14 protein-coding genes and 1 riboswitch are annotated in these 13,362 nt (G+C 68.0%); of the genes, 4 read left to right on the top strand and 10 right to left on the bottom strand.

The features are described from left to right. Window positions 1-1,628 precede the first annotated feature (1,628 nt). From KBY78_RS10910 to ruvB, 7 genes are all read right to left on the bottom strand, one after another. Entirely contained in the window at window positions 1,629-1,793 is a 165-nt protein-coding gene (locus tag KBY78_RS10910; RefSeq protein ID WP_255143608.1) for a hypothetical protein, read from the bottom strand. A gap of 23 nt (window positions 1,794-1,816) precedes the next feature. Continuing rightward, window positions 1,817-3,235 (bottom strand): phosphomethylpyrimidine synthase ThiC, encoded by a 1,419-nt coding sequence (gene thiC / locus KBY78_RS10905; protein ID WP_255143607.1) that lies wholly within the window; start codon window positions 3,233-3,235, stop codon window positions 1,817-1,819. Between the two features lie 95 nt (window positions 3,236-3,330). After that, window positions 3,331-3,458, bottom strand: a riboswitch (TPP riboswitch). Between the two features lie 32 nt (window positions 3,459-3,490). Then, window positions 3,491-4,123 (bottom strand): HEAT repeat domain-containing protein, encoded by a 633-nt coding sequence (locus KBY78_RS10900; protein ID WP_006172479.1) that lies wholly within the window; start codon window positions 4,121-4,123, stop codon window positions 3,491-3,493. 26 nt (window positions 4,124-4,149) lie between these two features. Next, window positions 4,150-4,410: a DUF3188 domain-containing protein gene (locus KBY78_RS10895; RefSeq protein WP_255143606.1), complete on the bottom strand. Its 261-nt coding sequence runs from the start codon at window positions 4,408-4,410 to the stop codon at window positions 4,150-4,152. Beyond that, the gene (locus KBY78_RS10890) at window positions 4,407-5,630 is read right to left on the bottom strand and encodes an amidohydrolase (RefSeq protein WP_255143605.1); all 1,224 of its coding nucleotides are present in this window, start codon (window positions 5,628-5,630) and stop codon (window positions 4,407-4,409) included. The genes KBY78_RS10895 and KBY78_RS10890 overlap by 4 nt, the downstream gene beginning before the upstream one ends. Next, window positions 5,627-6,505, bottom strand: coding sequence for a tetratricopeptide repeat protein (locus tag KBY78_RS10885; RefSeq protein ID WP_255143604.1), 879 nt, complete (start codon window positions 6,503-6,505; stop codon window positions 5,627-5,629). The genes KBY78_RS10890 and KBY78_RS10885 overlap by 4 nt, the downstream gene beginning before the upstream one ends. After that, on the bottom strand, window positions 6,505-7,584 hold the full coding sequence (gene ruvB / locus KBY78_RS10880; protein WP_255143603.1) for a Holliday junction branch migration DNA helicase RuvB: 1,080 nt from the start codon (window positions 7,582-7,584) through the stop codon (window positions 6,505-6,507). Before ruvB ends, KBY78_RS10885 begins: the two co-directional genes overlap by 1 nt. 59 nt (window positions 7,585-7,643) lie before the next feature. On the opposite strand from ruvB, the gene smpB reads away from it, so the two are divergent. Together smpB and KBY78_RS10870 are read left to right on the top strand one after the other, a co-directional pair. Beyond that, the gene (gene smpB / locus KBY78_RS10875) at window positions 7,644-8,141 is read left to right on the top strand and encodes an SsrA-binding protein SmpB (RefSeq protein WP_255143602.1); all 498 of its coding nucleotides are present in this window, start codon (window positions 7,644-7,646) and stop codon (window positions 8,139-8,141) included. 33 nt (window positions 8,142-8,174) lie between these two features. After that, entirely contained in the window at window positions 8,175-9,173 is a 999-nt protein-coding gene (locus KBY78_RS10870; RefSeq protein ID WP_255143601.1) for an SIS domain-containing protein, read from the top strand. Window positions 9,174-9,177: 4 nt separating this feature from the next. On the opposite strand, the gene kdsB is transcribed toward KBY78_RS10870, so the two are convergent. After that, window positions 9,178-10,020 (bottom strand): 3-deoxy-manno-octulosonate cytidylyltransferase, encoded by an 843-nt coding sequence (kdsB, locus tag KBY78_RS10865; RefSeq protein WP_255143600.1) that lies wholly within the window; start codon window positions 10,018-10,020, stop codon window positions 9,178-9,180. 27 nt (window positions 10,021-10,047) lie between these two features. Beyond that, window positions 10,048-10,557, bottom strand: coding sequence for a diadenosine tetraphosphate hydrolase (locus tag KBY78_RS10860; RefSeq protein WP_255143599.1), 510 nt, complete (start codon window positions 10,555-10,557; stop codon window positions 10,048-10,050). Between the two features lie 22 nt (window positions 10,558-10,579). Between KBY78_RS10860 and KBY78_RS10855 the strand changes: the two genes are divergently transcribed. Next, window positions 10,580-11,512, top strand: a complete 933-nt coding sequence (locus KBY78_RS10855; protein ID WP_255143598.1) for a glycosyltransferase family 2 protein — start codon at window positions 10,580-10,582, stop codon at window positions 11,510-11,512. Continuing rightward, window positions 11,509-12,585 carry a glycosyltransferase family 1 protein gene (locus KBY78_RS10850; protein ID WP_255143597.1) on the top strand — a complete coding sequence of 359 codons (1,077 nt, stop codon included), beginning with the start codon at window positions 11,509-11,511 and terminating at the stop codon, window positions 12,583-12,585. The genes KBY78_RS10855 and KBY78_RS10850 overlap by 4 nt, the downstream gene beginning before the upstream one ends. Window positions 12,586-12,596: 11 nt before the next feature. Here the strand turns inward: KBY78_RS10850 and KBY78_RS10845 are convergent. Further along, window positions 12,597-13,362 (bottom strand): hypothetical protein (locus KBY78_RS10845; protein ID WP_255143596.1); only part of this gene is annotated, 766 nt, incomplete at its 5' end.

Here is a 13,362-nt window from a genome sequence, read left to right as displayed (position 1 = left end):
TGGGATTCATCGTGAAACAACGAGGTGCACATGCGCCTCAAGAATGACAGCCCGTCATTCACCCCTGTTCTCCCTCAGTCCAGGGCAATCGGGCCTCAGGATTTACACCATTCCAAGGGACGCGGCCGCAGATTAACAATACGGTTGCTGCTTCCGCGCACAAAACCGTGACTTTCGGTGGCACAGACTTTATTCAGAGAGTTGCGAGCGGCTTCGATTATACGCTTGCTAAAAAGACCTTCGAGCTTGATGCAGCCATTGCTGTCAGAGCCTGATATCTGCTGAGGGCTTAAAGCACGGGGGTTTAGTTTATTCCTATGCCTCAATGGATAGTTGCTGTCTTGCAGTGTATTGGGCAACGGCAAAAAATAAGATGAGTCAAGTCTGTTGACTATAATTGCAAGATCCGGATTAGCTCTAAATTCGCTACGCATCAATTGCGATACGTCAGAAGAGCCGTTGCGAATATCTATCCGGTTGACAGTCGTGGCAACCTTTCCAGAATTCAATTCAGTAATTGATATTGTTAGCTTAAATTTGCCGTCGTCTAAAAAATAGCTATTAAAGAAGATCTTGCCATTAAATTCTGAATCTACAACTGAAGCAAATGACTTGACCCCTCCCTTTACCCCCTCGCTGGTCGCGTCCCTTTGCGTGGCGTAAAAGCTGAAGGGTCGCCACTCGGTGCTCCAGCACGGTGAGCCCCTTCAAGCGACACGCTCCTAGCTGCGTATCAACCGTTGATTAAGATAGCTAGCAACATTGACCAGGCAACGACTGAGTTAAGCCGCTACCCATAATGGCGTCGGCTCCAAGAATTGTCAGGTCGCATCACGCTGACTCCATGAGGGACTTCAACTGAGCAAGCCCCTTACCTACAAGAACTGCATGCTCCTCTCAAAGAGCTAACTCATGAAACCGGACGGATGAAAGAAAGTGATCATGAACTCACCGCTGCTGCCACTGGGAACCACACGCAACAGAACAATCCAGCTTGCGTCAGGCACGCTGAAGCCATGCTCTAAGAATTACCATCTCAAGGCTTGGGCTGATACGCAGCTTTGCCATACCCGCTGGGGCCTCCTTATCGCACCATACATCATCAGCTCGATTGGCCAACATCACAATGACAATGGCTTACCGTGACTAGCCAAGAACATCATCGAGAAATCTGAAAATGCGGTTGACAGTTGCTTTGACAGAGGTGCTCTTGGCTATTGAGAATAAGATCATTATGCGGCTCTTCACTGAATTGAATCTCGGCCCTGGCCGTAATTGGAGTGCTCACGGATGCACTCAGAGAGTCTGCGACGAGCTACATTACTTGCCAATGAGTTGGCCGCATGAGCGCGGGCTGATCCATAAGACCGAATGGAATCACGACAGGATCATTAGGTACCAAGATCGGGGGCGCAAGCCGCTTGCTCATTTAGTCCCAGGTAGAATTGAAAGGGCTTATGATAAAGAAGATGAGTCGAACGAAAGATCCTTGATCGATCAGAACAATCAGATCTGAATCAGACGGATGGAAATTATTGGATAGCTGCCCCTCAAGGTGGGAAGCTTTGCCAAGGTTCCCGAGTTCCATCCGGTCACCATCCCCCAACGTCAGCAAGGCAGGGTGGCCATCAGGGGAGATCGGAATCCCCCGCCTTGCTGCAGTCCTGGGTGAGCCCAAGGCCCTCCCACAACAGCAGAAACGCGGTGAAGAAGACCACGGCAACCACCGCCCAGTCCCACCGGGCTTTGGCCGATGTGTAAGGCCAAAGCCCGATCACCTTGACCACCAGCATCCAGATCCCCAGGGAAGCGGGGCTCAGACGGCCGCCGGCTCTGCGGGGTTCTTCTGGATGGCCGGGCGCTCGCCCTGCCGGTCCTGCTGGGCCGCCAGCACCTCCTCCAGACCGGCCAGGTCCTCGTCGGTGATCTTGGTCTGCATCGGGCAATGCTTGGGCCCGCACATCGAGCAGAACTCGGCCTGCTTGTAGATGTCAGCCGGCAGGGTTTCGTCGTGGTACTCGCGGGCTCGTTCGGGATCGAGGGAGAGCTCGAACTGCTTGTTCCAGTCGAAGGCGTAACGGGCGCGGCTGAGTTCGTCGTCGCGGTCGCGGGCGCCGGGTCGGTGGCGGGCGATGTCGGCGGCGTGGGCGGCGATCTTGTAAGCGATCAGGCCCTCACGGACATCCTCGGCGTTGGGCAGGCCCAGGTGCTCCTTCGGGGTCACGTAGCAGAGCATCGCCGTGCCGTGCCAGCCCGCCAGGGCCGCGCCGATGGCGCTGGTGATGTGGTCGTAGCCGGGGGCGATGTCCGTCACCAGGGGACCGAGCACGTAGAAGGGCGCCTCGCTGCACTCCTCCATCTGCTTCTTGACGTTGAACTCGATCTGGTCCATCGGCACATGCCCGGGACCCTCCACCATCACCTGGATGTCGTGCTCCCAGGCACGGCGCGTAAGCTGGCCGAGGGTCTTGAGTTCAGCAAGCTGAGCGGCATCCGACGCATCGTGCTGGCAGCCGGGCCGCAGCGAATCGCCCAGGGAGAAGCTGCAGTCGTAGCGCTTGAAGATCTCGATGATGTCATCGAAGCGCGTGAACAGCGGGTTCTGCTTGTGGTGGTAGAGCATCCACTGGGCCAGGATGCCGCCGCCGCGGCTCACGATGCCGGTGAGGCGGCCCTTCACCAGGGGCAGGTGCTCGATTAGCAGGCCAGCGTGGATCGTCTGATAGTCGACGCCCTGCTGGCAGTGCTTCTCGATGATGTGCAGGAAGTCATCGGCATCGAGCTTCTCGATCGAGCCGTGCACACTCTCCAGCGCCTGATACACCGGCACCGTGCCGATCGGCACCGTGGAGGCGTTGATGATCGCGGTGCGCACTTCATCGAGGTTGACGCCGCCGGTGGAGAGGTCCATCACCGTGTCGGCGCCGTATTTCACCGCCAGGCGCAGCTTGGCCACCTCTTCATCGAGATCGGACGCATTCGGAGACGCGCCGATGTTGGCGTTCACCTTGCAGCGGCTGGCGATGCCGATCGCCATCGGCTCCATGTTGGTGTGGTTGATGTTGGCGGGAATGATCATGCGGCCCCGGGCCACTTCCTCCATCACCAGCGATTCGGGCAGGTTCTCCCGCTTGGCCACATAGGCCATCTCCTCGGTGATCAAGCCCTGGCGGGCGTAGTGCATCTGCGACACGTTGGCGTTGCCGCGACGCTTCTCAATCCAGGCGCTACGCATGATCGACTCGAGAAATGGGGCGTTCGGACCGGGGGCCGCTGGGAGGCGAGGGCACAACTCCGGATCCGGGCGCCACCGGGACCAATTGGACCGCGGTTGCATTCGGGACACTTCCCTGCGCCGGCATGACCCGGATCAGGTTCGGAGGGTGTGATCTCAGCCGGGGCCAGAAGCGGTCTTCCGTTGGGAAGTGTGCTCGGGCCGGGCACCCCTAGTGACGCCTAAAACCTAGCAAGCCTGGCCAGAAACGGACTCTCAGCCCTGAAGGCCATTGAGGGCCGCCGCCACCACCCGATGGTCGGAGTCCTGCTGCAGGCCACTCAGGCGCAGCCGCGCCGTCTCGGCGATCGCCAACAGTTCCGTACTGGCGCCAGCATCCCGGATGATCCGGCCCAGAATCTCGCTACCGCCCACCCGCACGCTGCCATCGGCATCGGCGATGGCCATCTCGGCCAGCTCCAGCAGCACCTGGGTCTCGATCCCCGGCTGCTCCGCCAGGGCCGAGAGGATGCTGCAGCGCACCAGCCACTGGTCGTCGGCCGCGAACGACTGGCGCAGCAGCGGCCAGGCCCGCTCCACCCCGTAACTGGCCAGGGCGTTGGCGGCCTCGGCGCGCACGTTGGCATCCTCATCACCGCTGAGGGCCGCCGTCAGCGCCTCCCAGCCGGCCTCGTTGCGCTTCACCCCAAGGCCCGCGCAGCTGATCGAGCGGACGATGAACGGCTCTTGCTCCAGGCCCAGCAGCAGCAGCGGCACGGCCTGCTCCACCTCCAGCCGCCGCAGCCCCACCAGGGCTGGCAGGGCGCGGGATGGATCACCAGAGACGATGGCCTGGCGAATCTCTTCGGGGTTCAGGCCAGCCGGGCTGGCGGAGTCTGGATCGGCCATGGCCTGGACTCAGGGTTGGGGTGGCTTCACCCTCCCACGCCGTTCACGCGACCGCTGCCAGGGGCCTGCGCCGGTGTCGCCTGCTGCAGCGCCTCCAGCAGAGTCCGCCGCCGCCGGGCCCGGCGCACGCCACTGCTCACCAGCAGCCCGCTACCGATCAGCAGGGCTGGCACCGCCTCGAGCCGCTGGTTGCCGCGGCGGGAGGCCATGCTCACCAGCGCCAGCAGGATCAGCAGCGGGGCCGAAAGGGCCAGCACCATCCTCAGGGCAGGACGGGAGCGGCTCAAGCCTGGCGCTCCATCCAGAGAAGCAGGCTGAGGGTGAGCACCTGCACGCCCACGGCCAGGGAACCCTCATCGGGATTGAAGGCGCCGTTGTGCAGGGCCGCGCAGCCCTTGGCCCCCGCCACCCCCAGCCGGAACATCGAGCCCGGCGCGGCGCTGAGCAGCTGAGCGAAGTCCTCGGCCCCCAGAGACGGTTGATCCAGGCGCAGCACCTGCTGGTGGCCCAGCAGGGCCTGAGCGGCTTCTTCGACGATGTCGGTGAGGCCGGGGTCGTTGTGTACCGGTGGCGAAATGCAGCGGTAGCTCACGCGGGCCTCGCCGCCGTACCCCCGGCAGATGGCGTGGACGGTGTCCTCGATCCAGCCCGGCAGCTCGGCGTGCACGGTGGTGTCCAGGCAGCGGACTGTGCCCAGCAGGCGCACATGGTCGGCGATCACGTTGAACGCCTTGCCCCCCTCGATCCGCCCGAAGCTCACCACCACCGGGCGCAGGGCATCGAGCCGGCGGCTGATCGCCTCCTGCAGGCCACTCACCACCCGGGCCGCGATCCAGATCGCATCCGTCGACTGGTGGGGCCGGGCCCCATGGCCCCCTTCCCCCAGCACCTCCACCTCCAGTTCGCCCGCGGCGGCGGTGAGGCTGCCGCTGCGCACCCCGATCGTTCCCACCTCCAGGCTGGGGAACACATGCAGCCCGAACAGGGCCTGCACACCCTCCATGGCGCCATCGGCCAGCATCCAGGCCGCCCCCTGGGCCGTTTCCTCCGCCGGTTGGAACAGCAGCCTCACCCGCGCGCTCAGTTGTGCGGCCAGGGGCGCGAGCAGCCGCGCCACACCGAGCCCCACGGCGGTGTGCAGGTCGTGCCCACAGGCATGCATCAACCCCTGCTGGCTGGAGGCGAAGGCCAGGCCGGTGCGTTCCTCCACCGGCAGGGCATCCATGTCGACCCGCACGGCAACCAGCGGCGCCCCCACCGGTCCCAGCTCGCCCACCACACCGGTGCGGCCGACCCCTTCGCGCACCTGCCAACCGAGCAGGCGCAGTTCACCGGCCACCAGGGCCGCCGTCTGGTGTTCGGCGCCGCTCAGCTCGGGGTGGGCATGGACATGCCGGCGCAGACCGATCAGCTCGGGCGTGGCCTGCTCCAGAGCCCTGGCCAGATCCAGCCGCTGCCACAGATCAGCCGCGGTGCCGCTGGAACGGGGTGGGGCGGCAGAACTCATCGCTGGACCAACTGGAGAAAATCTTCGAGAGCCTCAACCGGCCCCGGAGGCCAGCGTCGAATCTCCAGCAACCATTCTGGCTGGCGGTAGCGGGGATCCAGGCCTGAGGCCGCCGCCCAGTTGCTTTCCGCTTCGCCGGCGGCGCCCCGTTGCCAGAGCAGAGCCGTGAGGGCCGCCCGCGCGTCAGCGAAAAGGGGATAGCGGCGCACCAGCTTGCGCAGTTCCCGCTCCGCCTCGGCCGGCTCCCCAAGCTGAAAGGCGGCCAGGGCCGCGCTTGAGCGGGCCATGGCAAAGCCCGGCCGGGCCGCCGCCGCCGCCTCGAAGCAGTCCCTGGCCTGATCCCAATGGCCAAGGGAACCCTGCACATTGCCGAGGTTGTAGAGGGCGGAGGCCTCCTCGGGATTCCGCTCGAGGATCCAGTGGTAATCGGCGGCGGCCCGGTCCCACTGGCCCAGGGCCTCTTCGGCGGTGCCACGGTTGAGGTGGGGATCGGGGTTGATCGGATCGAGCGCCATCGCCCGCTCCTGATCCGCGATCGCCGCCTCGGCCCGCCCCAGGGCCAGTTGCACGTTGCCGTGGTTGCTCCAGGCCGCGGCATCGTTGGGGGCCTGCTCCAGCACCTGGTCCCAGAGGGGCAGGGCATCACCGAAGCGGCCCTCGCGGCTGGCCCCGAGGGCCGCTTCGAACAACTCCGGCAACGGCTGGGAGCGCTGCGGGGTTGCAGGCGGCGCTGGTGCAGCGGGGCTGGCCCAGAGCGGTCCCGGTGCCGGCAGCAGCAGCAGAACCAGCCCCAGACCGGCCGCTAGCAGGCCCATTCCCATGGCCCGCAAGCCGGTTCTGCAGCTGAACAGGAGACGCTGACGCCAGTTGTGCATCAGGCGGCCTCCGGCCAGCTCAGATGGCGCCGTGCCGCCTCGGTGGCCACCCGGCCCCGGGGGGTGCGTTGCAGAAAGCCAAGCTGCAGCAGAAACGGCTCCACCACAGTTTCCAGGGTGATCGGGTCTTCGCCGAGACCAGCGGCCAGGGTGTCGAGGCCCACCGGGCCGCCGCCGTAGCCGCCGAGCAACAACTCCAGCAGGCGGCGATCGCTGGCATCGAGGCCACGGTCATCCACCCGGTGCAGGCTGAGGGCCTCGGCCACAAGGCCCGGGCCGATGCGCGCCTCCCCCTGGACGCTGGCCACATCGCGCACCCGCCGCAGCAGCCGGTTGGCGATGCGGGGCGTGCCGCGGCAGCGGCGGGCGGCCTCCACGGCCGCCCCCGCCTCCAGCACCAGACCCATCAGCCCCGCGGCCCCCCCGACGATCGCTTGCAGATCGTCGACGGTGTAGAACTCCAGCCGCTGGATCAGCCCGAAGCGGTCGCGCAGGGGTGAACTGAGGGCTCCGGCCCGCGTGGTGGCGCCCACCAGGGTGAAGGGGGCCAGCGGCACCGCCCGGGTACGGGCGGTGGTGCCCTTGCCCACGGTGAGATCGAGGCGGAAGTCCTCCATCGCCGGATAGAGCAGTTCCTCGGCCACGCGGTTGAGCCGGTGGATCTCGTCGATGAACAGCACCTCGTTCGGGCGCAGGTTCACAAGCAGACCGATGATGTCGCGCGGGCGCTCCAGGGCGGGTGCACTGGTGATGCGGCAGCGAACCCCCAGTTCCTCCGCCAGCACCAGGGCCATGGTGGTCTTGCCGAGGCCGGGGGGGCCGTAGAGCAGCACATGATCGAGCGCCTCGGCCCGCTGGCGCGTGGCCTCCACGGCAATGCCCAGCACCTGCTTGAGCTCGCTCTGGCCGATGTAATCACTCAGGCGCCGCGGCCGCAGCCCGTCCTCCCGGTTGGGCAGGGGGGCTTCCTCTTCGGCCGTAAACGGATCCTCACTGGGGCTGGTCTTCTGCTGGCGCGGATCCAGCAGCCGCGGTGGCGGCTGGGCGCCGGATCCGGCTGCAGAGGAGACGATCGCCATGGCCCTGACAGTAGGCAGGCCAGGCCGTGGATAGGGTCAGCTCAGCAGAGGGGAGGTCGATGGCCAAAGGCGCGGGCAAGAAGGCGGCCAGGGCAGCACGGGATGCCTCCAACCGGTTGCTGGCCGACAACCGCTTCGCACGCCATCAATACGAGATCCTCGAAACCCTGGAAACGGGCATCGAGCTGGTGGGCACCGAAGTGAAGTCGATCCGAGCGGGCAAGGCCAATCTGCGCGACGGCTTCGGCCTGATCCGCAACGGCGAACTGCAGCTGCACAACGTTCACATCTCGCCCCACAGCCACGCGGGTGCCTACTTCAACCACGAGCCCCTGCGCACCCGCAAGCTGCTGGCCCACCGCCGCGAGATCGACAAGCTGCGGGTGGCCCTCGACCAGAAAGGTCTCACTCTGGTGCCGCTGAACCTGCACCTCAAGGGCTCCTGGATCAAGCTCACCCTGGGGCTGGCCAAGGGCCGCAAGCTGCACGACAAGCGCCCGGAGGAACGCAGGAAGGACGCCGACCGGGAGGAGCGCTCCGCCCTGGCCCGCCTGTAGCCATACAGTCCCCAGCAGTTGCGGGGCACTGGGATGTCGGCACTGACGCGCTGTCTGCAGGAAGAGGCGGCCGCCATCGCCGCCGCCTCCGGGCGCCTCGATGCCGAGCAGGTGGATGCGGCCCTGGTGCTGCTCGACCGCTGCGCAGACCAGCGCGCCAAGCTCGTGATCACGGGCGTGGGCAAGAGCGGCATCGTGGCGCGCAAGATCGCCGCCACCTTCTCCTCGATCGGGCTGATGGCCCTCTACCTCAACCCCCTCGACGCCCTGCACGGGGATCTGGGGGTGGTGGCCCCCGAGGACGTGGTGCTGCTGCTCTCCAACAGCGGCGAGACCCAGGAGCTGCTGGAGATCCTGCCCCACCTGCGCCGCCGCGGCACAGGCCGCATCGCCCTGGTGGGCCGGGTGGCCTCCAGCCTGGCCCGGGGCTGTGAGGTGGTGCTGGATGGCTCCGTCGACCGGGAAGTGTGCCCCCTCAACCTCGCGCCCACCGCCAGCACCGCCGTGGCGATGGCGATCGGCGATGCCCTGGCGGCGGTGTGGATGGAGCGGCGCGGCATCTCACCGGCCGATTTCGCCCTGAACCATCCAGCTGGAGCCCTGGGCAAGCAACTCACCCTCACCGTGGGGGATCTGATGGTGCCCACCGCCAAGCTCCATCCCCTCGAGGAGAGCGCCAGCCTCAGCGAGGTGATCGCCGGGCTCACCGGCGACGGGGTGGGAGCCTGCTGGGTGCGCCGGGCCGACAATGACTCCCTGCTGGCCGGGCTGATCACCGACGGCGACCTGCGCCGGGCCCTGGAGCAGCACGCACCCGCCGCGTGGGGTGAGCTGAGGGCCACCGATCTGATGACCGTCGACCCGATCACCGTGGCGGCAGATCTGCTGGCAGTGGAGGCACTTGAGCGGATGGAGCGCAACCGGCGCAAGCCGATCGGTGTGCTGCCGGTGCTGGGCGAGGGGGGGCCGATGCTGGGGTTGCTGCGGCTTCACGATCTGGTGCAGGCGGGCCTGACCCCGTCGGCCAGATGAACTCTCAGCCGGCAGCGGCCGCCGCGATGGCGCGGGCCTGCTCCAGCTGCTCGGCGGTGTCCACCGAGAGGAAATCACCATCCACGGGGAAGGTGCCCACCGGGATGCCGGCCTCGATCAGCCGCAGCTGCTCGAGCTTTTCGATCTGCTCCAGCGGAGAGGCGGGCAGGGCGCTCCAGCCCGCCAGCACATCGCCCCGGTAGCCGTAGATCCCCACATGGCCCCAGTAGGGCGCGTGCTGGGGCCAGTCGGCGGGCTCAACGCCGCGCACATGGGGCAGGGCCGAGCGGGAGAAGTAGAGGGCGCGGCCGTCTGCCGCCAGCAGCGTCTTGACCACATTCGGGTTGTGCACCTTCTCCGCCCCCATCCGGTACACCGGTGTGAGCACGGAAGGAGCCGGTGTGGTGCTGGCAAAAGCCTCCGCCATCGCATCGATCACCGCCGGATCGATGAAAGGCTGATCCCCCTGAACGTTGATGATCACCGTGCGGGCGGGATCAACCGGGGCAGCGTCCGGCCCGGCGACTGCCGCCGCAGCTTGGGCCATGAGCGCGTCCACCACCGAAGCGAGGCGGTCGCTGCCGGAGCTGCAGGAGGCCGCCGTCATCAGCACGGGGAAACCCCAGCCGCCTGCCTCCTGGCACAGCAGATCGCTGTCGGTGCAGAGCACCACCGCTGAGGCCCGCCGCGAGCGCCGGCAGCACTCCAGCACCCGCCGCAGCATCGGCTGCCCGCCGATGTCGGCCATCACCTTGTTAGGCAGGCGAGAAGACTCGAGCCGGGCTGGCACCGCCACCAGGCAACGCCAGGGGGCCGCTGCCTCCTGCTGCAGGTCCGCCTCGTTCACCGCTGCTGCCGGCCGCTGCTGCGGAGCCTATCGCCAGGCCGCGGTGAGCTTCCGGGCCTGATCCACCAGCTCCTCCACCTGCCGCTGGGGCGCCGCGGCCCGCTCGCCCGAGGCCACGGCCCGGTAGAGGTCGGCCACCCTCCAGGCTTCGCTGGCGGGGTCATCCCCATGGCGGGGGATCAGATGAACATGCAGGGGCCGGGCCCCCTCCCCCAAAGCGATCACATACACCCGCCCCCAACCGGTGAGCGGGCGCACCCGGGCGCTGCAGCGCTGCAGCATCGGACCGAAGGCCGCGGCCTCGTCCGGCTGGAAGTCGATCGGACCGCCGAGATGGCGGCGAGCATCCAGCAGCAGCCAGCCCGCCAGAGGGGCGGGGCGGGGGTGATGGCGCAACAGCCATGGGCCCTGGCGGAGGATTTCGTCGCGGGCCGCCGCCTCCCCATCGCCGTGGAGGCGACAGATGCCGCAGGGGGCCTCGCCGCTTGGCTGCCCGGAGCCCTCCTGCGAAGCTGCGCTCAGCCGCGGGTCGCTCATCACTGCCGTTCCTCCCGGTTCCGTGCCCGTGGTGCTCAGCGTGGCCTATCACAGCCTCGATGCCCTGCAGCAGCTGGGGACCGATCTGGCCCGCCAGAGCCTGCTCCCGTTCTGCTGGCTGGTGGTCGACAACAGCCCGGAGTCGGCGCCGCTTCGGCCCGGCGACCTCACCGCCGCTGGCGACCTCACCGCCGCTGGCGACCTTCAGCTGGAACTGGTGACGGGGCGTGAAGGGGATGGCTTCGGGTCGGGCTGCAACCGGGGCTTCGAGCACCTGGCCCGCCGGGGATGGGGGGGCTGGATCTGGCTGCTCAATCCCGACACCGCCCTGCCAGCCGGAGATGAACTGGAACGGCTGAGCCTGACCCTGGCGCAGCTGCCGCCCCGGGCGCTGCTGGGCACCGCCGTGCGCAGCGGAAGCGGCGAGCTCGAACCCAGCGGTGGCTGGATCGATCCCGGCCTCGACTTCCGCCGCCGCCAGGTGGGTGAGGCCGCCCTGGCCACGGCCGTCTCTGCCGGCTCCGGGGGCTGCACGGTGCAGCTCGACTGGCTGAGCGGCTGCAGCCTGGTGATCCGGCCCAGCGCCCACATCCCGCCCGCCCGCTTCGATCCCGCCTTCCCCCTCTATTACGAGGACATGGACCTCTGCCTGCGGTTGGCGGCGTCGGGCGCCCCGGTGCTGTGGTGGCCGGTGCTGGCGGTGACCCATCAGCGCGGCGCGGGCAGCCAGACCCCCAGCGAACGGCGCCAGCAGCTGTCGACGCTGAGTTATCTGCGCTTCCTGCGCCGCCACCGGCCCGGCTGGGTGCTCGCCCTGCGCAGCCTGCGGCTGCTGATGATGACACTGGTGCGGCTGCCGGGGCGGCCGAAACGCGGCTGGGCGACGCTGGTGGCGATGGCAGACGCCATGGCTCCCTTCCCCCGCGCCGATCCGGCGGTGTCCCCAAGACGATGAGTGCGGCGATGCCCCTGGCCCTGTTCAACGGCAGCTACCTGGGCGGGCGGCCCACCGGCATCGGCGTGGTGGCCCGGGAACTGGTGGCGGCCCTGGATCCGGGCTTGGTGCCGCTGCTGGATCCCTGCAGCGGCGATCGCCCCGGCAGCCTGGCCATTCCCGCCAATCTCTCGCCCGAGCACGGCCGCGCAGGCCACCTGCGCCGGCTGCTCTGGACCCAGTGGGAGCTGCCGAAACTGCTGCGCCGCAGCGGGGCGCCGCTGCTCCTCTCGCCCCTGCCCGAAGCCCCCCTGGGGCGGGGGGTGCGCTCGCTGGTGCTCGCTCACGACCTTCTGCCCCTGCGCTATCCGCAGCTCACCCCGCTGCTGGCGTACCACCTGGCCTACGTGCCGCTGGTGCTGCACCGGGCGGTGCGGGTGCTCTGCAACTCCGAAGCCACGGCCCGGGAGGTGCACCAGCGCCTGGGGGTGCCCGCGAAACGGCTGGTGCCGATCCGGCTGGGATTCAGCCCGGGGCTGCTGCGGCCCCTGGGGCTGAAGCGGCAGCCGTTTTTTCTGGTGCTCGGCCGCCACGACCCCCACAAGAATCTGGAGCGGGTGCTGCGGGCCTTCGCGGGGCTGCGCGACCGCGACCACCGCCTGGCCCTGGTGGGCCCCCAGGATCCCCGCTACACCCCCCGGCTAAGGCGCCTCGCCAGCGAGCTGGGCATCGCCGGCCGCTGCGACTGGAGCAACTGGGTGAGCGACCAGGATCGACTGGACCTGCTCAACCGCTGCCGCGGGCTGGTGATGGCCAGCCTCTGGGAGGGCTTCGGGCTGCCCGCCCTGGAGGGGATGGCCTGCGGCGCCCCCGTGATCGCCGCCGAGGCCGGGGCCCTGCCGGAGGTGGTGGGAGAGGCGGCCCTGCGGGTGGATCCCCGCCAGGTGGGCGCGATCGGGGCGGCGATGGAGGACCTGATCCAGCAGCCGTCTCTGGCCGCCCAGCTGGGGGAGGCGGGCCTGCTGCAGGCCGCCCGCTTCCGCTGGGCGGACACCGGCCGCGCGGTGGAGGACCTGCTGCGGCAGCTGGCCTGAGCCGAGCCGGATCAGACCAGACTCACCGCCTGATCCCGGCTGGCCAGGCGAGTCACCAAGCCGCGCAGGTGGGGATCGCAGCTGGTCGGCAGGGCCACCAGCAGTGGCGATCCGGCCGGACGCAGGGCCAGAGCCGCCAAGAGGGCCATGCTCTCCCCCACCACGATCAAGCCGGAGCAGCGGGCGATGCGCTGCTCGAGCGCGATCAGGGCTTCACTCCCCTCTGGGGTGGCTGTACACGGCAACCGCCAGGATCGTTTCGAGCGCACCGGGTGGGGCAGCACCAGCCAGGGCCGGGGCAGTCGCTCCGCTGTGGCCATCAGCCGCTCCACCCCGGGGGAATCCACGATCAAGGTGCCCGGCGTTGCGCCGGCCGGGGGGGCAACGGACAATGGAATCGGACACGGGGCGGCCAGGTAGAGCGGCCCGAGCTCCAGCACATGGAAGCGCTCGCACCAGGGGGCCCGGCCATCGCGCTGGTCCGAGAAGAGGGCCAGCGGGGTTCCCAGCGGGAAAAGGCCTGGATCGAGGGCCCGGGGCTGGCCGCGGTACTGATCGAGGCCGTCATCGAGCAGGAGCAGGCGGGGACAACGACCCACCAGCCAACGCAGGGCGCGGCCCGCGCCACGCAGGTGGGGCAGACGCACTTCACCCACGAGCCCGAGAGTGGTGAACAGGGCCAGGGCCACCATCACCGTCGGATGAATCCGCAGACGCAGGGGCCAGAGCTGCCGGTCGTCGGGGTCCAGGCGTAGGCGGCTGCCTTCGAGCACCAGC

This window comes from Synechococcus sp. EJ6-Ellesmere, from assembly GCF_024345875.1.
GTDB classification, from domain to species: Bacteria; Cyanobacteriota; Cyanobacteriia; order PCC-6307; family Cyanobiaceae; genus Regnicoccus_A; species Regnicoccus_A antarcticus.
Note: the sequence above shows the minus strand (reverse complement) of the source record. Positions and strands in the feature narration are given on the sequence as shown.